Origin of the sequence: Enterobacter cloacae complex sp. 2021EL-01169 (assembly GCF_020733125.1) — a bacterium.
Lineage (GTDB): Bacteria > Pseudomonadota > Gammaproteobacteria > Enterobacterales > Enterobacteriaceae > Enterobacter > Enterobacter roggenkampii.
In genome coordinates this window covers 65,009-90,374 of record NZ_JAJFTC010000002.1, presented here as the reverse complement: position 1 = coordinate 90,374, position 25,366 = coordinate 65,009, and the positions used below count along the sequence as shown (strand labels likewise).

Here is a 25,366-nt window from a genome sequence, read left to right as displayed (position 1 = left end):
CCTGACCGCGTGGGGGGCAACGGGGCGCTACTATAGGGAGTTGCGCTGACACGGTCAAGCAGATTTTCAGCTTTAGTGCCTGTTCGGTTAAGCAATAATCAGCTCCACGGTTTTTACGCCGCGGAGCAGGGGATTAACGCTGTGAATCGAGCACTTCGCTGTTTTTAATCACTTCCTGCGCTTTGCTGTAGCTTTCGATCAGCAGCTGATAAGCCGGGAAGATGTGGGTGTACACTTCCGCCCACTCCGCCGCATCTTCACGGTTCCAGGTTCGCTGGATCTCAGAGGCCACCGCCGCCGTATCCATCGGGACCACACCGGCCTGCACCACGCGCGCCAGCGTGATCTCCTGCGCCATTTTGCTGTAGGTGCCGGAGGCATCAATCACCGCAAACACCTTATACCCGTCCGCAACCGCGCTGATCGACGGGAAGGCCATGCAGACGCTGGTAATGGTACCCGCAATGATCAACGTCTTACGCCCGGTGGCTTTTACCGCCGCCACGAATTCCGGGTTATCCCAGGCGTTGATCTCGCCTTTACGGGCAACATATTGCGCATGCGGCGCGTTGGCGTGGATCTCCGGGATAAGCGGTCCGTTCGGCCCTTGCGGGACGGATGCGGTGGTGATCACCGGGATCTTCGCCAGGGTAGCGATTTTTGCCAGCGCTGCCGCACGGGCACGCAGTTCCGGCATTGGCATATCACCAACGGTCTGGAACAGACCGCTCTGGTGATCGATAAGGAGCATCACAGCATCGTTCACATCGATGACCGGACGGGTTCCATCAAAATTCGCAGGTGTAGACATGTTCTTCTCCTTTATTACGTTCAGAGCTGGCCGAAGCGGCCGGAATTGAAATCACGAATGGCTTCGTTGATTTCGGCTTTACTGTTCATCACAAACGGGCCGTAGCCCACGATCGGTTCATTCAGCGGCTCGCCGGCCATCAGCAGCACTTTTGCGTCGCTGTTCGCTTCCAGGTGCAGTTTGTCGCCTTCCTGACTTAACACGACCAGCTGGGCTTCACCCGCCTGAGCGGTACCGTTTACCGTGATGCTGCCTTCAAGCACGACCAGCGCCGTGCTCCAGCCTTCCGGCTGAGCGAGCGTCAGATGGCTTCCCTGGTTCAGCGCGATGTCCCAGACGTTGAGCGGCGAGAAGGTGTGCGCCGGGCCGGTCACCGTGTCGTAGCGACCGGCAATAACCCGCAACGTTCCACCATTGTCAGGCAGCGTCACCACCGGGATGTCGGCTTTCGTGATGCTCTGGTAGCCCGGTGCGGCCATCTTGTCTTTCGCCGGCAGGTTGACCCAAAGCTGCATCATTTTGAGTTCTCCGCCTTTCTGTGAGAACGCGCTGGAGTGGAACTCCTCGTGCAAAATGCCTGCGCCGGCGGTCATCCACTGCACGTCCCCGGGGCCAATGACGCCGCCTTTCCCCGTGGAGTCGCGATGCTCCACTTCACCGGCATAGACGAGAGTGACCGTTTCAAAACCCCGGTGAGGGTGTTGGCCTACGCCGCGTTTCGCACCGTCTGCCGGAAAGGTGTATGGGCCCGCGTAGTCCAGCAGCAGGAACGGGCTGAGCGGCTCGCCGTGCGTCTGATAGGAGAACATTGAACGGACCGGGAAACCGTCGCCCACCCAGTGCTGACGAGGAGCGGTATAAACGCCAGTGATGTTTTTCATGATTAACTCCTGATGTTCTGTTGATGTAATTAGCTTATATTCAGGGTTAATATCCCGGTAGATAGTGAAAATGGCATTCACTGTTCTGAAAATAGAACGATGAGGATTTATGCAGGATCTCAATGACTTCGTCTGGTTTGTGAAGGTAGTGGAGTACGGGGGGTTTGCGGCGGCGGGAAGGGCGCTTGACCAACCCAAGTCCAAACTGAGCCGCAGGATCGCGCAGCTGGAGGAGCGGCTTGGCGTACGGTTGATACAGCGCACGACGCGGCAGTTTACGGTGACGGAAGTGGGGCACACTTTCTATCAGCACTGTAAGGCAATGCTGATAGAAGCAGAAGCGGCAGAGGAGGCCGTTGCTGCGCTGCAGGCTGAGCCGCGCGGCGTCGTCAGGATCACCTGTCCCGTCACGTTACTGCACGTCCACGTGGGACCGATGCTGGCGCGGTTTATGGCGCGCTACCCCGGGATTAATCTCCAGCTTGAGGCCACCAATCGTCGGGTCGATCTTGTTGGCGAAGGTATTGATGTGGCTATCCGCGTGCGTCCGCGTCCGTTTGATGACAGCGATCTGGTGTTAAGGGTGCTGGCTGACAGGGGGCATTGCCTGGTGACAAGTCCGCAGTTGATTGAACGTATGGGTAAACCGCGAATGCCTTCCGAGCTCAGTGAATGGCCTGGATTAAGTATGGGGGCCGGTAAACAGGTGCATAAATGGGAGCTCAGTGGTCCAGAAGGGGCGAGAGCGGAGATCCACTACGCACCGCGCTTTATTACCACCGACATGCTGGCATTGCGGGAAGCGGCGATGGCGGGCGTGGGCGTTGTACAGTTGCCGATATTGATGGTGAAGGATCAGCTTGCGTCAGGGGAACTGGTACGGGTGCTGGACGCGTGGGAACCCCGACGGGAAGTGATTCACGCGGTTTATCCTTCGCGGCGCGGCATGCTGCCGTCGGTCAGGACGCTGGTGGATTTTCTGACTGAAGAGTATGCGAAGATGGTGGAGGAGTAGCTTTTTGTAGGTCGGGTAAGCGCAGCACCACCCGACATAAAGAGCGCAGGGAGTTTCAAGGTTCGAATTCCCCCCTTTCGGAGAATATAAAAGAAAAAAGCCCGTACTTTCGTACGAGCTCTCATCTCAAATATGGCGGTGAGGGGGGGATTGACTCGCTTCGCTCGCCCTGCGGGCAGCCTGTTCGCGACGCTCACAGTCTGTCCAACTGGCTGTCGCCAGTTGTCGAACCCCGGTCGGGGATTCTCATCCCCCCTGCATGCGTGCAATATGCGAAAAAAAAGCCCGCATTTTCATGCGAGCTCTTCTTTAAATATGGCGGTGAGGGGGGGATTCGAACCCCCGATACGTTGCCGTATACACACTTTCCAGGCGTGCTCCTTCAGCCACTCGGACACCTCACCATATTGTCATCCCGTTGTTGACGGGACGGGCGCTAATGTAAGGAAAAGCCGAACTGCCGTCAACTCACTTTTTCAGTAAATTAGCGCGTTTAGACAAACTTCAGGCAACATGATTCTTAATTGTGCTGAAAGCGTCTTTTTTATCAGCAACACAGCCGCGCAATAAATTTGTTATGCTGACAACCTCGTTAAAAAGCAAAATAAATCAGCGCAATAAAAGGCAGGAATGACTATGGATATACTTTTCTATCACCCCACGTTTGATACGGCCTACTGGATCGAGGCGCTCACGGCAGCTTTACCCGGCGCACGCGTTCGCGAGTGGAAGCGTGGAGATAACGAACATGCTGACTATGCGCTGGTCTGGCATCCGCCGGTAGAAATGCTCCAGGGCCGTAAGCTGAAGGCCGTTTTTGCCCTGGGGGCGGGCGTGGATTCCATTCTGAGCAAGCTGAAGGCGCACCCTGACATGCTGCCGGAAGCGATTCCCCTGTTCCGCCTGGAAGATACCGGAATGGGCCAGCAGATGCAGGAATATGCCGTCAGCCAGGTGCTGCACTGGTTCCGCCGCTTTGATGACTATCAGGCCTTTAAACAGCAGGCCCACTGGGAGCCGCTGCCGGATTACCGTCGCGAAGACTTTACCATCGGCATCCTCGGTGCGGGCGTGCTGGGCTCAAAAGTGGCTGAAGCCCTCGCTCCGTGGGGCTTCCCGCTGCGCTGCTGGAGCCGCAGCCGTAAGGACTATCCGGGCGTAGAGAGCTTTGCCGGAACGGATGAGCTTCCGGCCTTTCTGAACGGCACGCGCGTGCTGATCAATCTGCTGCCCAACACGGCGGAAACGGTAGGGATCATCAATGAAACCTTGCTCAACCAGTTAGCCGATGAAAGCTACCTGATGAACCTGGCGCGCGGGGTGCATCTGGTCGAGCCCGATCTGCTGAAGGCGCTGGACAGTGGAAAGCTAAAAGGCGCCATGCTGGATGTCTACAGCCGTGAGCCGCTGCCGGTGGAAAGCCCGCTGTGGGCACATCCGCGCGTGGCGATGACCCCGCACGTGGCCGCCGTGACGCGTCCGGCAGAAGCGGTGGCGTACATTTCCCATACCATCAGCGAAATGGAAAAGGGTAACGCGGTCACCGGCCAGGTTGACAGACAGCGCGGCTACTGAGAGAAACCCGGCGTTCGCCGGGTTTTTGCTAATATTCGCCGCTGATAACTGCTATCCTTTGGAAAAACCGCAGAGGAGAGAGAGATGTATCCCGTTGACCTGCATATGCACACCGTCGCCAGTACCCACGCGTATAGCAACCTCCATGATTATATCGCCCAGGCGAAGCTGAAAGGCATTAAGCTGTTCGCGATCACCGATCATGGTCCGGACATGGCGGATGCGCCGCACTACTGGCATTTTGTGAATATGCGGATCTGGCCACGTCTGGTGGACGGCATTGGGATACTGCGCGGCATCGAGGCGAATATCAAAAATACCGACGGTGAGATCGACTGCACCGGGCCGATGCTGACGTCTCTGGATCTTATCCTCGCCGGTTTCCACGAGCCGGTTTTTGCACCTCAGGATAAAGAGACCAACACCGCGGCGATGATTGCCACCATTGCCAGCGGCAATGTGCACATTATCAGCCATCCCGGCAACCCGAAGTACCCGATTGATATTCAGGCTGTCGCGCAGGCGGCAGCGAAGCACCGCGTGGCGCTGGAGATTAACAACTCCTCCTTTGTTCACTCGCGCAAGGGCAGTGAAGCCAACTGCCGCGAAGTGGCCGCCGCCGTACGCGATGCGGGCGGCATGGTGGCGTTGGGTTCGGATTCCCATACCGCCTTTACGCTGGGCGATTTCAGCGAGTGCCTGAAAGTGCTCAATGACGTTAACTTCCCGGAAGCGCAAATCCTGAACGTGACTCCGCGCCGCATGCTCGATTTCCTCGAATCGCGCGGCATGGAGCCGATTGCCGAATTTGCCGATCTTTAATTGTGTAATGGAATAATAAAAATGAACGAGTTTTCCATCCTTTGCCGCGTGCTGGGTACGCTCTATTATCGCCAGCCGCAAGACCCGCTGTTGGTTCCGCTCTTTACGTTAATTCGTGAAGGTAAGCTGGCGGAGAACTGGCCGCTGGAACAGGATGATTTACTGGCGCGTCTGCAAAAAAGCTGCGACATGCAGCAGATTGCGACCGATTACAATGCGCTGTTCGTCGGCGATGAGTGCCGCGTTTCGCCATACCGTTCTGCCTGGCAGGAAGGGGCGACGGAAGCGGAAGTCCGTGCTTTCCTCTCCACGCGCGGTATGCCGCTGAGCGATACGCCTGCGGATCATATCGGTACGCTGCTGCTGGCCGCTTCCTGGATTGAAGATAACGCCGGGGATGATGAGAACGAAGCTATCGAAACGCTTTTCGAAACGTACCTGCTGCCGTGGGTCGGAACATTCCTTGGGAAAGTCGAAGCCCACGCCGCCTCGCCATTCTGGAGAACGCTGGCACCGCTGACCCGCGACGCAATTGCGGCGATGTGGGATGAGCTGGAAGAAGAGAACGAAGAGTGATTTAGATCACATAAATCCTGCAACGCCGCATTTCAATTTGCACATAATGTGCTTCTGATCGCATTTCTATGGTGCGCTTCTGCTAAGATGCGCGCCATGAACATATTACTTTGTATCGCAATAACAACGGGCATTCTCTCCGGGCTCTGGGGATGGGTGGCCGTGTCTCTCGGATTGCTCAGCTGGGCTGGATTCCTTGGCTGTACGGCCTATTTCGCCTGCCCGCAGGGGGGCGTCAAAGGGCTCTTTATCTCAGGTTGCACGCTCATGAGCGGGGTGATCTGGGCGCTGGTGATCATGAAAGGCAGCGCGCTGGCGCCGCATCTGGAGATGCTGGGGTACATCATGACGGGCGTTGTTGCCTTCCTGATGTGTATTCAGGCTAAGCATCTCCTGCTTTCGTTTGTGCCGGGCACCTTTATCGGGGCGTGCGCGACCTTTGCAGGGCAGGGTGACTGGAAGCTGGTCGTTCCTTCTCTGGCGCTGGGATTGCTGTTTGGCTATGCCATGAAAAACAGCGGTCTTTGGCTGGCATCGCGGCGGGAAAAAGCGCAAGACATCACGGCGGTGAGCGAATAAAAAAAGGCGAGATAATCATCTCGCCTTTTTTATGCGCTTCCTGTCAGGATTCCGGAGGGACTGACATATCGCGGTATTTCACCAGTATCGGGTTCTGCACGTCTGCTTTGTTTTGCAGATCCCACAGCCCGCGGTCAATACCGTCGTTGATTAAGAAGATCACGCCGGTTTCAATGGCCGACATCAGACACATCATGACCGGCTCGTTAGAGGTGTAGCCAATTTCACCCTCCAGCAAACGCTGGTAATCGATGAAGCGGAATACCCCTGCCTGAACTTCATAAGACAGGATGGTTTTGCTGGTGTTCACCGAAGAGAGCACTTCGCCTGTACTGACGTTGACCACACGCAGGTTAACGGCGATTTGGTCGAGCTGGTACTGGGTATCCGCACCGATACCGAAGTACCGCGCGCCCGCACCACCCGATTTAACGTTACTTTCGTAACCAATAATCGATCCTTCAATCATCACGTTCGCTGCCGCCAGAGATTCCAGAGGCGTGCGGTTATTGGCCGCGACGGTACCATTCTCCTGTGCGGCACGAATGATTTTCCGTTCATTCAACAGGTTCTGAAGACCCTGACGTTCCAGCGGAATAAACCAGCGCGAATCCTTGAGCGCGGTAACCAGCATCGCGGTGGCGCTTTGCGGCACGGCCGTGGAGAAGTTACTTGCCGGGTAAGGCTTAAATTGCCCGGTTTCATCCTGAATGTTGTATACGGAGACAAATATTTTCCCCGTTGGAGCAGGTAAATGCGTTAAATCACGATAACTCTGGGCCCGAGGCATTAATGTTGGTTTTGCAGCTTCTTTAGGTGGAGCAGTTAAACAACCGCTCAATAAGCACACTGCAACAAATATCAGGAAGCGCTGCATGATCGTTGTCCTTATTTAGCTATTGTTTAAAAGTCAGTTGAATTACTTTGTAGACCGGAAACCTGAATAGTGGAGATCCTTCCGGTTTTACGATCGGTCACGTTCAGCTGAAGCTGTCCATCGGTGTTGGCGATATCAACGATAAAATCGTTGGTCACCATTCTGCCGGGTTTGCCGGTATTAATGTTGGTCAGTAATCCGCCTAAAATCTGCGACTGGATAGCCTGAGTGAAGTTGTCCAGTGCGGATGGGGTATCAACGCTAAAATCCTTTAAGCTTGGGTCCTTATAGGAGTTTTGCGCCTGCGCTTCATTCAGCAGAAAGGCGCCGTTGTTAGGGTTACCGCCAAAGTTAGGGTTACGGAACTGAAACGTCATATTTCCGGCCCAGCTTATAGGTGTTATTAGCATTATCGAAACAACTGCATATGCAATACGCATGACAGCCTCCGCATATCGGTTCGCTAGAACTCGTCTTTAGCTAAATCGCTGGTGCTTAATAGGGCTTTATCTATTTGCAGGCGATTAATAGCGTCTTCTGATTGGGCCAGTGCCAGGGCTACGTTTTTATCGAAGTCCATTTTAGTGGGGAATAAAAACGTTTGATAAATAACGTACTGATTGGCCGTTATTGTTATCCAACTTCCCCATCGTGCACTGGGCCGCTCGTTGATTGTTATATTTCCGGTATAAGTACTGTCCCATTTGTCACTGAAGGCTCGATAAAAACTGTGCCCGACCGATGAGACAGTGTGGTCTGTTAACAATCCGGGAACTTCGACCTCGACGGCCTTCAGATTCCCGGCAGCGAGCAGGAAACTCGCTGCGGCGATCCAACTCAACGTGCGCTTCATGTGATTAACGCCTGAGGTTATCGTTTGCCCACGAAACCGCCTGAGTTCGGTTTTTTACAGCTATCTTCTTGAAAAGATTATAAAGGTGCGTCTTTACCGTATTTTCGCTGATAAATAACGAACGGGCGATTTCAATATTTGAAGCACCAATGCGTAACTTATTCAGGATCTCTTTCTCACGGTGCGTGAGCAGTGCTGACTCTGAGCTGTTATAGCGATAATTTCCGGAGTGCGTGATGAGGTAGCTGGCCAGCTTTTGCGAAAAATAACACTCTCCGCGCAATATGCCTTGCAGACCCTCAACTACCCGGTCTTCTTCTTCCGTGACGTAGAACACGCCATTGATATGCGGCCAGCTTTCAATATCCCTGAAAGGATATTCATCAGGCGTATTCAATAATAGCACGCGGATATTATTGTTTTTCCTGCTTAAAATATCTTGCCAGTAATGGATGAGCTTTTTATCAGCTTCCATCATATCGAACAGAATGATGCTGCCAGGTGCAATATCATCAAAAGAACGTTGAATATTATGCAATTTCCCGTTCAGTGATAAAGATTGCTTTAAATGTTGTAATAACGCTGTCGCTTGCAAAGAAGGTTTTGTGATCAACAGTAATGTATGACCATGTAAACTATGGACTTCATTATACATGATGAAACCCCACTTTTTTTTGGCACCTGGCAGCTGTCCTCCTGTTTAATAGAGGACACCAGAAGTACTGACAGATGTTGCACTGCTGTGTGTAGAATCAGACCATAACCTCCACGGGGAGGTAAATATAAAACCAATTTCGTACATCTAATTTCAATCTAGCTTTTACGAAGTTTAAAGCAAGTGTTAAACATGTAACCGAATGTAAAAATCAATATTAATTTGTGAAAATCACTTGTAATGAATGGCGAGAAATGATGAGAAAGTTGTACACCTAAATAGAGATGCACAGTTTTTAAAAATCATACAAATATTTATATGTCATTGATTTTGAGGTGGATTTGTTATTTTGTGCTAACGATAAAACAGTATGAGGTTCAGATTATTTCTAAGCCCATAAATGCGCGGTTGTCTGGCTTAAGAAAACGGGCTTCGTGTCACGACTGTGAAAAAGTGTCCTTCTGCCGTTACGTTTAAACAACGCGAGAAGACGCGTGGACAGCCTTCGCCTCGTTGTACAACCTGATTGTTGGGCAGGGGAAATAAAAAATATAAGCTGGCCTGAGTAAAGTGATTTTTGTCGTAAATTACGACTTTGTGGTGATCCGAAAAATAAAAATAAGCCGCGCGGGTGAGATATTTAAAATGTTTCAGCGGACATACTCTTCACCGTAACGACGCGTTAACACAATATGCATCGTTTTTACAAGTAACACGGTTATAGGTTATGGCGTGATTAAATAACCAGGTCCAGGGTGACAACATGAAATACACATCGTTATTTATGGTGTTTACATTACTGGGTGCGCCTGGATTTGTAACCGCAGCGAATTCAGATTTAGCCAATGCTGAATATAACTTTGCGGTTAACGAATTAAGTCTTTCATCACTCAATCAGGCAGCCATTATTGGTCAACAGGGTGTTTTTAATGACGCTCAGGTTCGCCAGGAAGGTTCAAAACTCTTGTCCATTGTTTCACAGGATGGGGCGGGCAACAGAGCAAGAGTTGATCAATCAGGGAGTTACAATATAGCCTGGATCGATCAGAGCGGTACCGCGAATGATGCAGGCATTACGCAAGAGGGATACGGTAATAGCGCGAAAATTATCCAGAAAGGGTCGGGTAATAGAGCAAATATTACGCAGTACGGTACGCAGAAAACCGCAGTTGTAGTGCAGAAACAGTCGCAAATGGCGATTAACGTTATTCAACATTAGCGCATTCGCGACGATTTTAATCAATCCGATGGGGGTTTACCATGAAATTTCTCAAAGTGGCAGCGCTTGCAGCAATCGTAGTTTCTGGTAGTGCTATGGCGGGTTCTATTAATCAGGGCGGCTGGGGCCATGGGCATGGTCATGGCGGATACAGTGGCCCAAATTCAACCCTGAATATTTATCAGGACGGTGGCGGTAACTCCGCGGTTGCTCTGCAGACAGACGCCAGAAATTCCGTGCTGAATATTACCCAGAAAGGTGGCGGTAACGGCGCTGACGTTGGTCAGGGTTCTGATGACAGTAAAATCAACCTGACCCAGAAAGGATTTGGCAACAGTGCAACACTGGATCAGTGGAACAGCAAAAAATCTGTTATGAACGTTAGCCAGTCCGGCGGCTTTAACGGCGCCCTCGTCGACCAGACTGCCTCTAACTCTACTGTCAACGTTACCCAGATTGGTTTTGGTAACCACGCGACAGCTCATCAGTACTGATACTGAAATCTGTGCTACAAAAAAACAGGGCTGATGCCCTGTTTTTTTTCGGGAGTTCATCATGAATACCTTAATTCTTCTTGCCGCGCTTTCCAGCCAGATAACTTTCAAAACGTCGCAGCAGGAAAATATGACCACCATTATTCCTCAGGTCACCCTGGCGCAGCCGTGTGATTGTCAGGTTCAGATTGTTTCCGTTCGGGAAGGGCAGGGGGGACAAAGTTCGTCCCGACAGCAAAATACCCTTTTTATACCCGCTAATCAGACGATTGATTTAATGCGCCTGAGTTTAAATATTAATGCGGGAGACACGGTAAAAATCGTTGTCACCGTTTCAGACGGTAAATCGCTTCATTTATCACAGCAGTGGTCGCCAGCGGAACGTTCGCTTTAATCATTCATGAAATCAATGCGTTGCGAATGTGGCGGGTCTGTGCCGTTGAGCTATGCTGATATCAGGGATCAGGTCATTATGTTCCTTAACGTGAGACTTCGTTTGTCATAATGAAGTGCGTTTACCCCTCAAGGACGATTTTCATTGAGGAGTACCGATAATGAACCACTCTTTCGCTCGACTCGTGACGGGTCTGGGCCTGATTGTTTCTGTTTTTAGCCTCCCGGTTTATTCGGCTACCATTGTGAACGGTGGCGTTATTCATTTTCGCGGTGCCATTGTTGCAGACCCCTGTGAAGTTACGCCGCAGCAGAGACAGTTTGCTATGTCCTGTCCGGATAATAATCGTATGCAAACGCGCATGGTCAGTTATGAAGAGGCGCTTAATGGCAAAGTGTCCGATTCAGATCTGGTGTCGCTCCGCATGAAATACCTTAACCCTGAAAAAACGCTCGCGGTTGTCGAAATCCAGTATCGATAGCGTTCTCTCTTCCGCTTTGTGCGGAAGAGGATTTTTTCTGATAGTTTTTTCTCCCGGGTAGCCCTGCGATACACTTAATAAAAAGGCGGGTTGCAGAGGGGCTTTATGAAACCGCAAATTGAAGTTATTCATGGTGATATTACGACCATGCACGTCGACGTCATCGTCAATGCGGCCAATCCCTCCCTGATGGGGGGAGGCGGTGTGGACGGGGCTATCCACCGGGCTGCCGGACCGCAGCTGCTGGAAGCCTGCAAAACCGTACGGCAACAGCAGGGCGAATGTCCTCCCGGCCATGCGGTCATTACGCTTGCGGGCGATCTGCCTGCCAAAGCGGTGATCCACGCCGTAGGGCCTGTCTGGCACGGTGGCGATCGGCACGAGGCGAGTATTCTGGAAGAGGCTTACCGAAACTGTCTGCGGCTGGCTGCCGACAACGGCTATAAAACAATGGCGTTCCCGGCCATCAGTACGGGGGTGTATGGCTATCCTAAGGCGGCTGCCGCTACGATCGCCGTCGACACCGTTTACCGCTATCTGTCGCTAAAACCGATGCCTGAGAAAGTTATCTTTGTCTGTTTCGATGAAGAAACCACCCACCTTTATCAACGGTTGCTGACCCAGCGCGGGCAGGAACTGGACACCTGAAGCAAAACGCGGCGCACTGAGTGCGCCGCGGTTGTTTATGAGGCTTTTACCTGAGGTTTTCCTGAGAAGAGGAAACGCAGAAGCGGGATCCGCAGGTGGATTTCATAGAGCACGATCGCAATCCCCACGACAAACACCAGACCGGTAAAGAAACCCAGCGTGTTAGAGGCGATATGCGGGGTGATGTAAGCCCCGAAGAAGAGCGTGAGCGGGTGATGCACCAGATAAATAAACAGCGACGCATTCACGAAGTAGGTCACGCGGCTGGACTTAAAGTTCAGCAGGCGGTGGCCGAGCGCGAATACTACGTTCACCATCCATAAACCCAGCAGCATGGTGATCACGCTTTCCGTTTCGTACATCCAGGCGTCACCGCTCCCGTAGCGCTGGTTCAGCAGATAGGCCGCGAACGCGATGGCCGCACCCACAGCACACCACGGTGACGGGGTAGTAAACAGCGCTTTCAGCTTCGGGTAAATAAACGCCAGCGCGCCAATTAAAAAGAACGGAATGTAGAAAAGGGACTGCATCACCACAAAATTAAACAGGCCGTCGCTCAGTATCGGTGGATAGACGATAAACAGGATGCGTCTCACCGCGGCGTAAGCGATACCCAACAGCAAGAAGAGCACCGACAGTTTGCCCAGCGTAACGGTGGCGAAAAAGGCGTCAGCTCTCGAACTCAGGTGGTGACGCAGGCGGCTGAAAATGAACAGGCTCACCGTAGTGAGCACCACCAGGACCAGCAGGAACCACAGGTGAGACACCAGCTCCCAGACCAGCGTATTGTACTTTTCATACAGTGACAGATTCGGCCAGTTTTCCGCTTTGCCTTTGACGTACTGCAGCATAATGAACTGGGGCAGGGTCAGCAGCGGAATCGCGGTCAGCATGGGGATCCCCACGCGCTCGACGCGCACCTTCCACCAGCGTTTAAGCGGGTATCGCAGAAACAGCATGTAAGAGAAATAGCCGGAGATGACAAAAAACACCTGCATACGGAAGGCGTGAATAAAGTCATTAAACAGCGTCAGCCACCAGGAGGGCATCTGGCTATTCACATGCCAGGTGTGGCTGGAGTAAATCAGTGATATGTGAAAAGGGATCCCCAATAGCATCAGCCATGCCCGGATCGAGTCGAGGAAATATTCACGTTCTGTTGGTGTTGTGCTCATATAACGTTGTGCATTCTCAGACTTTTCGTCTTATCCCTAAGACTCATAATGGTTACATTCGAAAGCAACCCTACACCAAGACCGACACCCTGTCTCCAGGATAAGCACGCAAAGTGAATAATGGGTTCTTTCATTTGCTTAATCCATGAGCCAGCAGCTGAACAAAGCAGTGATAATGTTGTCGGATTGCCTGAGTTTCCATTAAAATGGATCGGATCGATATAAGCACACAAAGGGGGAAGTGCTTACTTATTATGAAACATAAACCACAGATGATGAAAATGCGTTGGTTAGGTGCTGCAGTGGTGTTATCACTGTATACCTCATCGGCACTGGCCTTTAACATCGACGATGTCGCAAAACAGGCAAAATCGATGGCTGGCAAGAGCTACGAAGCGCCGAAAAGTAACTTGCCCTCCGTTTTCCGCGATATGAAATATGCGGACTATCAGCAAATCCAGTTCAATCACGACAAAGCCTACTGGAGCAACATCAAGACCCCGTTCAAGCTTGAGTTTTATCATCAGGGTATGTATTTCGACACGCCTGTTGCCATCAACGAAGTGACGGCCACAGCGGTACGTAAGATCAAATACAGCCCGGATTACTTCAATTTTGGCAATGTGCAACACGACAAAGATACGGTGAAAGACCTGGGCTTCGCAGGCTTTAAGGTGCTTTACCCGATCAACAGCAAAGATAAAAACGACGAAATCGTCAGCATGCTTGGTGCCAGCTATTTCCGCGTGATTGGCGCGGGGCAGGTATACGGGCTTTCTGCGCGCGGACTGGCGATTGATACCGCGCTGCCATCAGGTGAAGAATTCCCACGTTTCCGTGAGTTCTGGATTGAACGTCCAAAACCAACGGATAAACGTCTGACCATTTACGCGCTGCTGGATTCACCGCGTGCGACCGGCGCCTATCGCTTTGTGATTATGCCGGGTCGTGACACCGTGGTTGACGTGCAGTCCAAGGTTTACCTGCGTGATAAAGTGGGCAAACTGGGCGTTGCACCACTGACCAGCATGTTCCTGTTTGGGCCGAACCAGCCGTCTCCGGCCACTAACTTCCGCCCGGAACTGCACGACTCCAACGGTCTGTCTATTCATGCCGGTAACGGAGAGTGGATCTGGCGTCCGCTGAACAACCCGAAACATCTGGCGGTGAGCAGCTTCGCGATGGAAAACCCGCAAGGTTTTGGCCTGCTGCAGCGTGGCCGTCAGTTCTCCCGCTTTGAAGATTTGGACGACCGCTATGACCAGCGTCCAAGCGCCTGGGTCACGCCAAACGGTGACTGGGGTAAAGGTAAGGTTGAGCTGGTTGAGATTCCAACCAACGACGAAACCAACGATAACATCGTGGCTTACTGGACGCCGGATCAGCTGCCGGAAGCCGGTAAAGAGATGAACTTCAAGTACACCATCACCTTCAGCCGCGACGAAGATAAGCTGCATGCGCCGGATAACGCGTATGTGATGCAGACTCGTCGCTCAACGGGTGATGTGAAACAGTCTAATCTTATCCGTCAGCCTGACGGTACCGTGGCCTTTGTCGTGGACTTTACAGGCCAGGATATGAAGAAACTGTCACCGGACACCGCCGTTGCCGCTCAGGCCAGCATCGGTGATAACGGTGAAATCGTTGAGAATACCGTGCGTTACAACCCCGTAACCAAAGGCTGGCGTCTGACCCTGCGCGTGAAAGTGAAAGATCCGAAACAGACCACTGAAATGCGTGCTGCGCTGGTCAGTAACGATCAGCCGCTGAGTGAAACCTGGAGCTATCAGCTACCTGCCAATGAATAATACATCTGAATATATTGATGCCATGCCGCTGACGGATATCGAAAAAGCGGCACTGCCTAAGAGCGACATCCGCGCGGTTCACACCGCGCTGGATGGTGAACATCGTCAGTTTTCCCGTGATGATGATACGCCGCTGGGGTCAGTAAAGGCACGTCTGGAGCAGGCCTGGCCGGACTCGCTGGCAGAAGGGCAATTGATTAAAGACGACGAAGGGCGCGATCAGCTTCAGGCGATGCCGAAGGCCACGCGTTCCTCAATGTTCCCCGATCCGTGGCGCACCAACCCGGTGGGCCGCTTCTGGGATCGCCTGCGCGGGCGTGATGTGACGCCGCGCTATCTGTCACGCCTGACGAAAGAAGAGCAGGCTTCCGAACAGAAATGGCGTACCGTGGGGACCCTCCGTCGCTACATCCTGCTGCTGTTGACGCTGGCGCAGACGGTCGTCGCGACCTGGTATATGAAAACCATCCTGCCGTATCAGGGCTGGGCGTTCATCAATCCGATGGACATGATGGGTCAGGATCTCTGGGTCTCCTTCATGCAGCTGCTGCCGTATATCCTGCAGAGCGGCATCCTTCTGCTGTTCGCGGTTCTCTTCTGCTGGGTCTCGGCCGGTTTCTGGACCGCGCTGATGGGCTTCCTGCAGCTGCTGATGGGGCGTGACAAATACAGCATTTCGGCGTCAACGGTCGGGGATGAACCCCTCAATCCTGAGCACCGTACCGCGCTGATTATGCCTATCTGTAACGAAGACGTTGACCGCGTGTTTGCGGGCCTGCGTGCCACCTGGGAGTCCGTGAAGGCCACCGGCAACGCGGAGCATTTTGACGTTTACATCCTGAGCGACAGTTACAACCCGGATATCTGCGTGGCAGAACAAAAAGCGTGGATGGACCTGATTGCAGAAGTGCAGGGCGAAGGGCAGATCTTCTACCGTCGCCGCCGCCGTCGTGTGAAGCGTAAAAGCGGTAACATCGATGACTTCTGCCGTCGCTGGGGTAACCAGTACAGCTACATGGTGGTGCTGGATGCTGACTCCGTCATGAGCGGTGACTGCCTGAGCGGTCTGGTGCGTCTGATGGAAGCCAACCCGAACGCGGGTATCATTCAGTCTTCGCCAAAAGCGTCCGGTATGGACACGCTCTATGCGCGCTGTCAGCAGTTCGCCACCCGTGTTTACGGGCCGCTGTTTACGGCGGGCCTGCACTTCTGGCAGCTGGGTGAATCCCACTACTGGGGTCACAACGCCATCATCCGCGTGAAGCCGTTCATTGAGCACTGTGCGCTGGCGCCGCTGCCGGGCGAGGGTTCGTTTGCCGGTTCTATTCTGTCACATGACTTCGTGGAAGCGGCGCTGATGCGTCGTGCTGGCTGGGGCGTCTGGATTGCCTACGACCTGCCGGGATCGTACGAAGAGCTGCCGCCGAACCTGCTGGACGAGCTCAAGCGTGACCGCCGCTGGTGTCACGGTAACCTGATGAACTTCCGCCTGTTCCTGGTGAAAGGGATGCACCCGGTTCACCGCGCGGTGTTCCTGACGGGCGTGATGTCGTATCTCTCCGCACCGCTGTGGTTTATGTTCCTTGCGCTCTCCACAGCGCTGCAGGTCGTCCATGCCCTGACGGAGCCGCAATACTTCCTGCAGCCGCGCCAGCTGTTCCCGGTGTGGCCGCAGTGGCGTCCGGAACTGGCGATTGCGCTGTTTGCCTCCACCATGGTGCTGCTGTTCCTGCCTAAGCTGCTCAGCATCATCCTGATCTGGTGCAAAGGCTCAAAAGAGTACGGCGGTTTCTTCCGCGTGACCCTTTCACTGCTGCTGGAAGTGCTGTTCTCCGTGCTGCTGGCACCGGTGCGTATGCTGTTCCACACCGTGTTCGTGGTCAGTGCGTTCCTGGGCTGGGAAGTGGTCTGGAACTCACCGCAGCGTGATGACGACTCCACGCCGTGGAGCGAAGCCTTTATGCGCCATGGTTCTCAGCTGCTGCTGGGTCTGGTGTGGGCGGCCGGGATGGCGTGGCTGGATCTGCGCTTCCTGTTCTGGCTGGCGCCGATTGTCTTCTCGCTGATCCTGTCGCCGTTTGTCTCCGTGATCTCCAGCCGTTCGACGGTGGGGCTGCGGACCAAACGCTGGAAGCTGTTCCTGATCCCGGAAGAGTATTCCCCGCCGCAGGTGCTGGTAGACACCGATCGTTATCTCGAGCAGAACCGCAATCGCACGCTGGATGACGGCTTTATGCACGCCGTGTTTAACCCGTCATTCAACGCCCTGGCGACGGCAATGGCGACGGCGCGTCACCGCGCCAGCCAGGTGCTGGAGATTGCCCGCGATCGTCACGTTGAGCAGGCGCTGAACGAGACCCCGGAAAAACTCAACCGTGACCGTCGTCTGGTCCTGTTGAGCGACCCGGTTACGATGGCGCGTCTTCACTACCGCGTATGGTCCGCTCCGGAGAGATACTCTTCGTGGGTAAACTACTATAAAGAACTGAAGCTGAACCCGCTGGCGTTGAAGGCGAAGTAAGTGGTTAAGTAGAGCGGGTAAGCGAAGCGCCTCCCGCCAACTAAAATACCGGCATAATCGCCGGTATTTTTTTAGAGGTTACTCATGAGAATCATCATCGTCGTTCTGATGGCATGCCTGCTCAGCGGCTGCGGCAGCATCATCAGCCGCACCATTCCAGGGCAGGGCCACGGGAATCAGTATTACCCGGGTGTGAAATGGGATCTCCGAGACTCCGCATGGCGCTACCTCACCGTGCTGGATCTGCCATTCTCGCTAATTTTCGACACGCTGCTGCTGCCGATCGATGCCAGCCACGGCCCTTACGAGTAGCGTAAATTAACGCTCGTCCCACTCATCGGCTGCGGTTTGACCTTCTTCCGTATCCAGCGGTGGCTCGAGCTGAAATTCGCCCTCATCCCACTCGTGCAATGTGTTCTCTTCCAGCCATTCCTGCCGCAGTTCGATTTCATCATAGTCGCCATCAAAGACGGCCTGCGCACCTTCACCGCTCAGGACCGGCAGGCATTCCCCTTCTTCACCTTCATCGGCAAAGAATTCGGCCTGCCACATAATATCCCCATCCTGCAGAACGTATTTCTGGATATTAAGTTGTTGCACGTCAGCATCTTCTTCTTCAACGCCGGGGTTGTCGGCGAGGAACTCTTCACGAGCGGCATCAATAGCTTCTTCCAGCGTGGCGTACATGGTCATTGGTGTCTCCCTGTTTTCCAGAAGGTTTCAGGGAAAGAATAGCTTAATATCCGATTCTGCAAGTATGAATGCGAAAATAAGCGTCAGGCGTTCGTCTTATTCCGCCACTGGCCGTAGCGCGCGGGATAAACTGAACCACGAATAAATTGCATTAAACAGTACCACGCCCGCCGTCACGATAAAGACGGCGCGAAAACCGAAGCTGGCGGAGATGCTCGCCCCGAGAAGCGGTCCGGTGACGTTACCGATGTCGCGAAATGACTGGTTATAGCTGAAGATCCGCCCGGCAATCTGGTTCGTGGAGTTGTAAACCAGCAGGGTCTGTACGGCGGGCAGCAAGGCCCCGTCTGCGGCACCAAGCAAAAAGCGAAGTAAGCCCAGCTGCCACGGAGAGTGCACCATCGACATGGGGATCAGCAGCAGGACGGAGATCACCAGCGCACAGATCAGAATTTTTTCCGGACCGACGCGGTCCCCCAGTTTCCCCAGCCTCGGCGCGCTAAGCAGCGCCGCCACCCCGGGCACGGACGCAATCAGCCCGCTAATAAACGCGATATTGCTGACGTTGCCCGCCAGATCGCGGATGTACAGCGTGAGGATAGGGGCAATCGATCCGGTTGCGACCTGAATAATCAGGGTCGTCACGAACAGGCTCAGCACCAGTCTGGGATTTTTAAGCGAGGTCAGCATCTCCCTGGCGTGTAGCATCTCTTTCTTCGCAACGGGGGTGAAGTTTTCCCGAATACAGAGCAGGGTGACAACAAAGCACAGGAACAGCACGCAGGCGGTGATAAAGAACACCGGACGCAGGCCATAGCTATCGGCCATGAGTCCGCCGGCCAGTGGCCCCAGCAGGGCACCGCTTACGCCGCCGGTTGAGAGCGTGCCCAGCGCCCAGCCGCTCTTATGGCGAGGAATTTGCGTGGCAATCAGGGCATTGGCATTGGGAATAAATCCACCCAGCAAACCCAGCAACGCGCGCAAAATCAGGAACTGCCAGACGTTCTGCGCCACGCCCATCAGCGCCATGATAATGGCCATCCCCAGCGCCGAGCGCAGCAGCATGATTTTACGGCCCTTGCGGTCGGCAAGGCCGCCCCAGAAGGGCGAGGCTATCGCGGAGAACAGGAACGTGATGCTGAATACCAGGCCGGACCACATATTGAGCGCGCTATGGCCCGTCACGCCCAGCTGTTCAACATAGAGCGGCAGAAAAGGCATGACCAGGCTAAACGCCGCGCCGGTGAGAAAACAGCCAAGCCACGCAACCGTGAGGTTACGCTTCCAGTTTATGGGGGCATCTGAAGGTGACATAACAATCCGCATAATGAGGTGCTGAGCACCTGAAGCAAGAAGTAATAAGCCTGCTAATTATGCGCCTGGGTTATGATTGCCGCAATGAGGGGGAGCTTTTAAAGCTAAAACAGGATGCGACCTTGAGGATCGCATCCTGAAAATCAATAGCGGGACGGCGTGCCTTTTGGCCGCGTTTTAAAGCGGCGGTGCAACCACATGTACTGCTCGGGTGCGAGCATGATGCATTTCTCTACGATACCGTTCATCCAGCGCGCGGTGGTTTCTGCATCGTCAAGCGGCGGCGCGAGTTCCGGTTCCAGCATCATCAACTCGTAGCCCGAACCGTCAGGCTTGCGGCGGGGAACAAAGGGTACGATGGCGGCTTTGGACATCCGCGCCAGCATCCAGGTGCCGGTGGTTGTGGCGGCCTCTTCAACGGCGAAGAAGGGGACAAAAACGCTGACCTGTGGGCCATAGTCGTGGTCGGGGGCATACCAGACCACTTCGCCGGATTTCAGCGCACGGATCATTCCCTTCAGATCTTTACGGTCGATCATGCTTTTGTTGGAGCGCATGCGGCCGTTGGTCTGGATTAAATCGATGACCGGGTTATCGTTAGGGCGATAAACGCCAATGCCGGGCGCCTGCATGCCGAACATACGCGCCCCGATTTCGAGCGTCAGAAAATGGACGCCGATCAGCAGAACGCCCGTCTGGTTGGCCTGAAGCGTATGCACGGGATCCATGCCGGTTCCCGTTACCTCGCTCCAGCGAGCCATGCGTTTGTCCGGCCAGAACCACGCCATGCCGGTTTCCATAAGGCCCATCCCAACGGATTCGAAGTTCTTCGCGACCATATTGTGACGCTCTGAGTCGCTCATCTGCGGAAAACACAGCTCAAGGTTGCGGTACGCGATTCTGGCGCGACGCTTCATAAACAGTTGTGCGAAACGGCCCAGAAATTTACCCAACCGAAAAATAACAGGGTAGGGAAGCTGTACCAGAAGCCATAAAAAGCCGATGCCAAGCCAGGTCAACCAATAGCGGGGATGCAAAAGGGCGGCAGTAAATTTTGGTAACTGGGTCATGTCTTTCCTGTGTTCAAACGTCCTGTTTCGCTAGTGTCTCATTTTTTGAGGCGTAGCCAAAATATCTGCTTTCGAAGCGTGCACGAATACAGCAATTGTTAATCCTGATTAATCAGGGTGTGTGAAATGTAGCGTAAATTGTGTGGATGTAAATTGGTTTTGTTTGCTATATGATGCCGACCGATTTTTCATTCTCTCTAACGACTCCAGGACTGTACACCATGCCAGTGTTACACAACCGCGTTTCGAACGAGATGTTAAAAGCGCGTATGTTGGCTGAAACCGAACCGCGCACAACCATCTCATTCTATAAATACTTCACGATCGACGATCCGCAGGCGACCCGAGATGCGCTTTATCAGGCGTTCACGGCGCTGAACGTCTTCGGCCGCGTCTACCTTGCCCGTGAAGGCATCAACGCACAGATTAGCGTACCGGAAAGCAAAGTCAGCGCCTTCCGCGACGTACTTTATCAATTTGACCCGGCCCTTAACGGCTTACGCCTGAACATTGCCCTGGATGATGACGGGAAATCCTTCTGGGTGCTGCGCATGAAGGTGCGTGAACGCATCGTGGCGGACGGTATCGACGATCCGGAGTTTAACCCGGCGGACGTCGGTGAATACCTGAAGGCGGCGGAAGTGAATGCGATGCTGGACGATCCGGATGCCGTGTTCATCGATATGCGTAACCACTATGAGTATGAAGTGGGGCATTTCGAGAATGCGATGGAGATTCCGGCGGATACCTTCCGCGAGCAGTTGCCGAAAGCGGTTGAAATGATGCAGGAGCATAAAGATAAAAAGATCGTTATGTACTGCACCGGCGGTATCCGCTGTGAGAAAGCCAGCGCGTGGATGAAGCACAACGGCTTCAATAAAGTCTGGCACATTGAAGGCGGCATTATTGAGTACGCTCGCCGCGCCCGTGAACAGGGGCTGCCGGTACGCTTTATCGGGAAAAACTTTGTCTTTGACGAGCGTATGGGTGAACGTATTTCGGATGACGTCATCGCCCAGTGCCACCAGTGCGGCGCGCCGTGCGATACCCACACCAACTGCAAAAACGACGGTTGTCATCTGCTGTTCATTCAGTGCCCGGCCTGTGCCGAGAAGTTTAACGGTTGCTGTAGCGAGCTGTGCAGTGAAGAGAGCATCCTGCCGGAAGAAGAGCAGCGTCGCCGTCGCGCAGGACGTGAAAACGGCAACAAGATTTTCAATAAATCTCGCGGTCGTCTGAATACCAAACTGGGTATCCCTGACCCGGAATGATAATAACGCCCGGCACGGCAAAAGCCTGCCGGGCGACGTTATTATGATTTCTGCTGTACACCTTCAACGGATATAATCAGCTCCACGTCCTGAGACGCCGGGCCTAAATCCGTTGTGATATTAAAATCTTTCAGGTGAATTTTCCCTGCCGCTTCGAAGCCTGCGCGTTTACCGCCCCACGGATCGTCACCCTGGCCCAGTAATTTCGCATCAAGCGTAACCGGTTTGGTTACGCCGTTAAGCGTCAGGTTGCCGGTAATATTCAGCTTATCACCCTCTTTCTTCACCTCAGTAGAAGTGAAGGTCGCCTGCGGGAATTTCGCGACGTTGAGGAATTCCCCACTGCGCAGGTGTTTATCGCGCTCTGCGTGGTTCGTGTCGACGCTGTTCGTATTAATGGTCACATTGACTTTATCGGCTGCGGGATTTTTTTCGTCAAAGGTGAATGTGCCGTCAAAATCCTTAAAGGTGCCGTACAGCCAGCTATATCCCAGGTGCTGAATACGGAAATTGACGAAAGCGTGCTGGCCCTCTTTATCTATTTTATAATCCGCCGCCACGGCGGAGCCGGCGGTGAATAACAGAGAACCCAGTGCGATACCCAGCAGGTGTTTTTTCATTTTATGCTCCAGAGTCAACTGACGAGCGGCCAAGCATGCGCTTTAGCGTATCGTCTTTATCAATAAAATGGTGTTTGAGGGCGGCAAGCCCGTGCAGCACGGACAGAATCACCACGCTCCAGGCGAGCCAGAGGTGAACAACCCCCGCCGTGTCGGCCTGAGCGCCGGCATCGCTAAGGGTTGCCGGAACCTCGAACAGGCCAAAAACGTTAATCGGCTTACCGTCAGCCGTCGAAATAAGATAGCCGCTAATCAGGATGGCAAACAGCAGCGCATAAAGGGCAATATGCGCGGCGACTGCACTGACGCGGGTAAATTTGCTGTGAGTCTTTTGCGCGCCGGGCGGTGGGGAAATGTGCCGCCAGATCACGCGGAAAACCAGCCCCAGCATCAGTAGGACACCAATGCTTTTATGCAATTCCGGCGCCTGGTGATACCAGCCATCGTAATAGCTGAGCGTGACCATCCAGAGCCCAAGTCCAAACATACCGTAGACGGCAAGAGCAAATATCCAGTGCAAACCTATGGATATTATTCCATAGCGCCGGGAGGAGTTACGCCATTGCATCAGAATGTCCATTTTCAAATTAACCGGAAAGTAAAAATGAACGGGAAGGCGGGATATTGCAACTGAAATAATTGGCTATTGATTTTTATTTTATTTATTTCAGCAATTTTGAAAAGGATCGCTAACGCTAATTCAATCTCTTCGTGCAAGATGAAAATATAAGCTTCAATAAAGATAAAGTAATGTCAATTATTGTCAGTAAGGCTTTTCAGTAAAATACAATGTAAACAAAATCAATAATGGCCAGCAGCGCCCACAATAAGAGATAGAGCATAAAATGCTCGCGAATATTATTCATCAGAAAGCTAACGATCTTGCGCATAACGCCCCAACATGCGGTGTGAATGAAGCGGGCCCCGTGACCTCCGGAACCCGTGCGGATTATCCGTTAAAACGCGAGAGGGAGAAGGGCGTCAGATCAAACTGCGGCGCAAAGCCCTGGGCAAACTGCGCGGCGATTTCACCCAGAACGGAAGCAAACTTAAAGCCGTGGCCGCTCAGTCCGGTGATGAGCAGGGTGTTGTCATGCCCCGGCAGTGTATCAATGATAAAGTCTTCATCCGGCGTATTGTCGTAGGTACAGGCCGCGCCATACAGCAAGCCGCCAATGCCCGGAAGAATAGTGCGCAGGAACGAGAAGGCCTCTGAACCATCCTGTGGGAAGGCGCCGAAAGGTTTACGCTCTTCAGGGGAGGAGATCGCCTGGCCGCCGTTGTGTTTGCCGATTTTCAGCGCGTCTTTTTCTGACGGGAAGCCGTAGAACTGGTCGCCGTTGGGTAATTCGCCGGTGAAGGCCGGGAATTTATTCTGGGCGCTGTAACGGCCATCCGACTGGAACCAGGAGAAGACCTTGCGCACCGGCTGGATCGGCAGATCGGGCAGCAGGCGGGTAACCCAGGTACCTGCGCTGACCAGCAGGCGGGACGCTGAATAATCGCCGTCAATAGTGGTGACCGTGACGCCATTATCATCATGGGTGATGGCCTCTACCGGACAGTTGAACAGCTGCGCGCAGCCTGCCTTCGCAGCAAGCTCGATCCAGGTTTTGATCGCCGTTTCGCAATGGAGCACCCCGGAGTGGGCTTCAAAGAGGCCAATATAATCGTCCGGGACGGTAATTTCGGGCCAGCGTGCGGTAATGCCCGTCGCATCCAGCTTCTCAACGTCCAGATTAAACGCTTTCGCGCTGCGTTCGACGCCAGCGAGAAACGCAGAATGTGCCGGACCCAGGTTGATGACGCCAGTACGCTCGAAAATACGATCTTCGGTCTGTTTCGCCAGTTCATCCCACAGCGTCTGGGCGCGAAGCACCAGCGGAACGTAGCGTTCACCTTCACCGTACGCATGGCGGATGAGGCGGGTATCGCCATGATGGCTGCCTTCCGCATGAGGAGGCAGATGGCTATCGATCATCAGAACCTTCAGACCTGCCTGTGTTGCGTAATAGCCTGCGGCAGATCCTACGGAGCCGCTGCCAATAATGATTAAGTCGTATCTCATATGCATCTCATAAACTGATGTTTTGTTAGCAGAGTAATTAACAACGCGGGGTTAGACAAGGGAGAAATAAATAAGGCACCGCGAGGGTGCCTGTAGAGAGAAAAGTGGGCATAAGCTTAGTGCCGTTTATACTCATTTTCCTGGTAGTCGCCAGATTCTATTTTTGCAATACCTGCTTCTAAAATAGAAATAAACTGACGGGCGACGTCTGTTGTTAGCCACAGCGTCTGTCCAACTTCCGCTTCTTCACGGTTGAGTTGATTTGGGGTCTGGTAGTGCAAACGCAGCATCAGCGCATCGTAGCTATCTACGGTACTGATATCCCAGCCAACAAGTGGGTGGGTCTGGATGACTTCACTATTCTTTTCCATTATAACCCCCTTAATGCGTGTTAGAAGACAACGGCTTTGAGGTTCAATGCATGTTTTTCTGAAAGCAACTTCAGTATACCAAGTAATAAGGGTTCCGAAGGGAAAAATAAACAGGTGGCAACACATTTTTCTGCTTTTTAGGATTGTTCGAACAATAAAACACCATCTCGTTCACGATTTTTAAAGAAGATGCCGAATTATTTTGAACTTACAGGATTATGAGGCAAAAAAAAGCCGGGGCGACCCGGCAAAAAAACACAATGAGGGAGCAGTGTTAATCCGTGATGAACCAGTCGTCAGCGCTTTCCCACGTTTCCTGGAGGATTTCGCTGATGCGATCTTTATCTTCTTTTGCGGCGCCAATGACGGAGAGGTTGTTCGCCGCGGCGTAACGCACCGTGACGGCACCCGCGTTGTCGGGAAAGGTGTTGTTAATACGACGGGATAATTCGCCTGCCAGTGCATCAAGCGCGCCGGCAGGCAGAACGGTAGTTTTGGCTATGGTGACTTCAATACGCATAAATGCCCCCTGTGTAATATACTGTTTATTTATACAGGTATATTATCAGTTTGAC

Annotated in this window: 30 protein-coding genes, 1 tRNA gene and 1 other RNA gene; 14 read left to right on the top strand and 18 right to left on the bottom strand. The window is 53.2% G+C overall.

Features of this window, described 5'->3' with window-relative positions; translation table 11 throughout:
* Positions 1-133: 133 nt before the first annotated feature.
* Both LLF79_RS06785 and LLF79_RS06780 read right to left on the bottom strand, forming a co-directional pair.
* Positions 134-811, bottom strand: coding sequence for an isochorismatase family protein (locus LLF79_RS06785; protein ID WP_227879293.1), 678 nt, complete (start codon positions 809-811; stop codon positions 134-136).
* 20 nt (positions 812-831) lie between these two features.
* Positions 832-1,692: a pirin family protein gene (locus LLF79_RS06780; RefSeq protein WP_065101908.1), complete on the bottom strand. Its 861-nt coding sequence runs from the start codon at positions 1,690-1,692 to the stop codon at positions 832-834.
* A 109-nt stretch (positions 1,693-1,801) separates the two neighbouring features.
* On the opposite strand from LLF79_RS06780, the gene LLF79_RS06775 reads away from it, so the two are divergent.
* Positions 1,802-2,707 (top strand): LysR family transcriptional regulator, encoded by a 906-nt coding sequence (locus LLF79_RS06775; RefSeq protein WP_129343981.1) that lies wholly within the window; start codon positions 1,802-1,804, stop codon positions 2,705-2,707.
* Between the two features lie 133 nt (positions 2,708-2,840).
* Here LLF79_RS06775 and LLF79_RS06770 read toward each other — a convergent pair.
* Positions 2,841-2,977, bottom strand: a non-coding RNA gene (locus LLF79_RS06770) — RtT sRNA.
* 46 nt (positions 2,978-3,023) lie between these two features.
* A tRNA-Ser gene (locus LLF79_RS06765) sits at positions 3,024-3,111 on the bottom strand.
* A gap of 232 nt (positions 3,112-3,343) precedes the next feature.
* On the opposite strand from LLF79_RS06765, the gene ghrA reads away from it, so the two are divergent.
* From ghrA to LLF79_RS06745, 4 genes are all read left to right on the top strand, one after another.
* Positions 3,344-4,282: a glyoxylate/hydroxypyruvate reductase GhrA gene (ghrA, locus tag LLF79_RS06760; RefSeq protein ID WP_032651287.1), complete on the top strand. Its 939-nt coding sequence runs from the start codon at positions 3,344-3,346 to the stop codon at positions 4,280-4,282.
* Between the two features lie 84 nt (positions 4,283-4,366).
* Positions 4,367-5,104 carry a phosphatase gene (locus LLF79_RS06755; protein WP_008500850.1) on the top strand — a complete coding sequence of 246 codons (738 nt, stop codon included), beginning with the start codon at positions 4,367-4,369 and terminating at the stop codon, positions 5,102-5,104.
* Between the two features lie 21 nt (positions 5,105-5,125).
* On the top strand, positions 5,126-5,680 hold the full coding sequence (locus LLF79_RS06750; protein WP_021240794.1) for a molecular chaperone: 555 nt from the start codon (positions 5,126-5,128) through the stop codon (positions 5,678-5,680).
* Between the two features lie 96 nt (positions 5,681-5,776).
* Positions 5,777-6,259: a DUF1097 domain-containing protein gene (locus LLF79_RS06745; RefSeq protein ID WP_072203727.1), complete on the top strand. Its 483-nt coding sequence runs from the start codon at positions 5,777-5,779 to the stop codon at positions 6,257-6,259.
* 43 nt (positions 6,260-6,302) lie between these two features.
* Here LLF79_RS06745 and csgG read toward each other — a convergent pair whose 3' ends face one another.
* The 4 genes from csgG to csgD are packed head-to-tail and all read right to left on the bottom strand — an operon-like array spanning position 6,303 to position 8,644.
* Positions 6,303-7,136 (bottom strand): curli production assembly/transport protein CsgG, encoded by an 834-nt coding sequence (gene csgG / locus LLF79_RS06740; protein WP_008500847.1) that lies wholly within the window; start codon positions 7,134-7,136, stop codon positions 6,303-6,305.
* A 26-nt stretch (positions 7,137-7,162) separates the two neighbouring features.
* Complete coding sequence (csgF, locus tag LLF79_RS06735; RefSeq protein ID WP_008500846.1) at positions 7,163-7,576, bottom strand: curli production assembly/transport protein CsgF; 414 nt, start codon at positions 7,574-7,576, stop codon at positions 7,163-7,165.
* Between the two features lie 23 nt (positions 7,577-7,599).
* Positions 7,600-7,989, bottom strand: a complete 390-nt coding sequence (csgE, locus tag LLF79_RS06730; RefSeq protein WP_008500845.1) for a curli production assembly/transport protein CsgE — start codon at positions 7,987-7,989, stop codon at positions 7,600-7,602.
* A 4-nt stretch (positions 7,990-7,993) separates the two neighbouring features.
* The gene (gene csgD / locus LLF79_RS06725; RefSeq protein WP_021240790.1) at positions 7,994-8,644 is read right to left on the bottom strand and encodes a biofilm master transcriptional regulator CsgD; all 651 of its coding nucleotides are present in this window, start codon (positions 8,642-8,644) and stop codon (positions 7,994-7,996) included.
* A gap of 763 nt (positions 8,645-9,407) precedes the next feature.
* Between csgD and csgB the strand changes: the two genes are divergently transcribed.
* The 5 genes from csgB (at position 9,408) to ymdB (ending at position 11,880) form a co-directional block, all read left to right on the top strand.
* Positions 9,408-9,863, top strand: coding sequence for a curli minor subunit CsgB (gene csgB / locus LLF79_RS06720; RefSeq protein ID WP_008500843.1), 456 nt, complete (start codon positions 9,408-9,410; stop codon positions 9,861-9,863).
* A gap of 41 nt (positions 9,864-9,904) precedes the next feature.
* Positions 9,905-10,357 (top strand): curli major subunit CsgA, encoded by a 453-nt coding sequence (gene csgA / locus LLF79_RS06715; RefSeq protein WP_008500842.1) that lies wholly within the window; start codon positions 9,905-9,907, stop codon positions 10,355-10,357.
* Between the two features lie 61 nt (positions 10,358-10,418).
* Positions 10,419-10,751: a curli assembly chaperone CsgC gene (gene csgC / locus LLF79_RS06710; RefSeq protein WP_023343744.1), complete on the top strand. Its 333-nt coding sequence runs from the start codon at positions 10,419-10,421 to the stop codon at positions 10,749-10,751.
* 160 nt (positions 10,752-10,911) lie between these two features.
* Entirely contained in the window at positions 10,912-11,232 is a 321-nt protein-coding gene (locus LLF79_RS06705; protein WP_008500840.1) for a type 1 fimbrial protein, read from the top strand.
* A 105-nt stretch (positions 11,233-11,337) separates the two neighbouring features.
* Positions 11,338-11,880, top strand: a complete 543-nt coding sequence (gene ymdB / locus LLF79_RS06700; protein WP_008500839.1) for an O-acetyl-ADP-ribose deacetylase — start codon at positions 11,338-11,340, stop codon at positions 11,878-11,880.
* 35 nt (positions 11,881-11,915) lie between these two features.
* On the opposite strand, the gene mdoC is transcribed toward ymdB, so the two are convergent.
* Complete coding sequence (gene mdoC / locus LLF79_RS06695) at positions 11,916-13,055, bottom strand: glucans biosynthesis protein MdoC (protein WP_008500838.1); 1,140 nt, start codon at positions 13,053-13,055, stop codon at positions 11,916-11,918.
* A gap of 254 nt (positions 13,056-13,309) precedes the next feature.
* On the opposite strand from mdoC, the gene mdoG reads away from it, so the two are divergent.
* The 3 genes from mdoG to LLF79_RS06680 all read left to right on the top strand — a co-directional run bounded on the left by mdoG (position 13,310) and on the right by LLF79_RS06680 (position 17,696).
* Positions 13,310-14,863 carry a glucans biosynthesis protein MdoG gene (gene mdoG, locus LLF79_RS06690; RefSeq protein WP_021240787.1) on the top strand — a complete coding sequence of 518 codons (1,554 nt, stop codon included), beginning with the start codon at positions 13,310-13,312 and terminating at the stop codon, positions 14,861-14,863.
* Positions 14,856-17,384 carry a glucans biosynthesis glucosyltransferase MdoH gene (gene mdoH / locus LLF79_RS06685; RefSeq protein WP_045417128.1) on the top strand — a complete coding sequence of 843 codons (2,529 nt, stop codon included), beginning with the start codon at positions 14,856-14,858 and terminating at the stop codon, positions 17,382-17,384. Before mdoG ends, mdoH begins: the two co-directional genes overlap by 8 nt.
* 84 nt (positions 17,385-17,468) lie before the next feature.
* Complete coding sequence (locus tag LLF79_RS06680) at positions 17,469-17,696, top strand: YceK/YidQ family lipoprotein (RefSeq protein WP_008500835.1); 228 nt, start codon at positions 17,469-17,471, stop codon at positions 17,694-17,696.
* A gap of 6 nt (positions 17,697-17,702) precedes the next feature.
* On the opposite strand, the gene LLF79_RS06675 is transcribed toward LLF79_RS06680, so the two are convergent.
* The 3 genes from LLF79_RS06675 to LLF79_RS06665 form a co-directional block, all read right to left on the bottom strand.
* Positions 17,703-18,077, bottom strand: a complete 375-nt coding sequence (locus tag LLF79_RS06675; RefSeq protein ID WP_008500834.1) for a MysB family protein — start codon at positions 18,075-18,077, stop codon at positions 17,703-17,705.
* Positions 18,078-18,173: 96 nt separating this feature from the next.
* The gene (gene mdtG / locus LLF79_RS06670) at positions 18,174-19,391 is read right to left on the bottom strand and encodes a multidrug efflux MFS transporter MdtG (RefSeq protein ID WP_227879292.1); all 1,218 of its coding nucleotides are present in this window, start codon (positions 19,389-19,391) and stop codon (positions 18,174-18,176) included.
* A gap of 143 nt (positions 19,392-19,534) precedes the next feature.
* Positions 19,535-20,461, bottom strand: coding sequence for a Kdo(2)-lipid IV(A) acyltransferase (locus tag LLF79_RS06665; protein ID WP_227879291.1), 927 nt, complete (start codon positions 20,459-20,461; stop codon positions 19,535-19,537).
* Between the two features lie 221 nt (positions 20,462-20,682).
* On the opposite strand from LLF79_RS06665, the gene LLF79_RS06660 reads away from it, so the two are divergent.
* Positions 20,683-21,732: a rhodanese-related sulfurtransferase gene (locus LLF79_RS06660; protein ID WP_008500831.1), complete on the top strand. Its 1,050-nt coding sequence runs from the start codon at positions 20,683-20,685 to the stop codon at positions 21,730-21,732.
* Between the two features lie 41 nt (positions 21,733-21,773).
* Here the strand turns inward: LLF79_RS06660 and LLF79_RS06655 are convergent, their stop codons facing one another.
* The 6 genes from LLF79_RS06655 to dinI form a co-directional block, all read right to left on the bottom strand.
* Positions 21,774-22,352 (bottom strand): YceI family protein, encoded by a 579-nt coding sequence (locus tag LLF79_RS06655; RefSeq protein ID WP_008500830.1) that lies wholly within the window; start codon positions 22,350-22,352, stop codon positions 21,774-21,776.
* Position 22,353: 1 nt separating this feature from the next.
* Positions 22,354-22,920: a cytochrome b gene (locus tag LLF79_RS06650; protein WP_023292797.1), complete on the bottom strand. Its 567-nt coding sequence runs from the start codon at positions 22,918-22,920 to the stop codon at positions 22,354-22,356.
* A 208-nt stretch (positions 22,921-23,128) separates the two neighbouring features.
* Positions 23,129-23,242, bottom strand: a complete 114-nt coding sequence (locus LLF79_RS06645) for a DUF2770 family protein (protein ID WP_021240776.1) — start codon at positions 23,240-23,242, stop codon at positions 23,129-23,131.
* 59 nt (positions 23,243-23,301) lie between these two features.
* Positions 23,302-24,420, bottom strand: a complete 1,119-nt coding sequence (gene solA, locus LLF79_RS06640; RefSeq protein ID WP_063435993.1) for an N-methyl-L-tryptophan oxidase — start codon at positions 24,418-24,420, stop codon at positions 23,302-23,304.
* 116 nt (positions 24,421-24,536) lie between these two features.
* The gene (gene bssS / locus LLF79_RS06635) at positions 24,537-24,791 is read right to left on the bottom strand and encodes a biofilm formation regulator BssS (protein WP_008500827.1); all 255 of its coding nucleotides are present in this window, start codon (positions 24,789-24,791) and stop codon (positions 24,537-24,539) included.
* 274 nt (positions 24,792-25,065) lie between these two features.
* On the bottom strand, positions 25,066-25,311 hold the full coding sequence (dinI, locus tag LLF79_RS06630) for a DNA damage-inducible protein I (protein WP_008500826.1): 246 nt from the start codon (positions 25,309-25,311) through the stop codon (positions 25,066-25,068).
* Positions 25,312-25,366 lie beyond the last annotated feature (55 nt).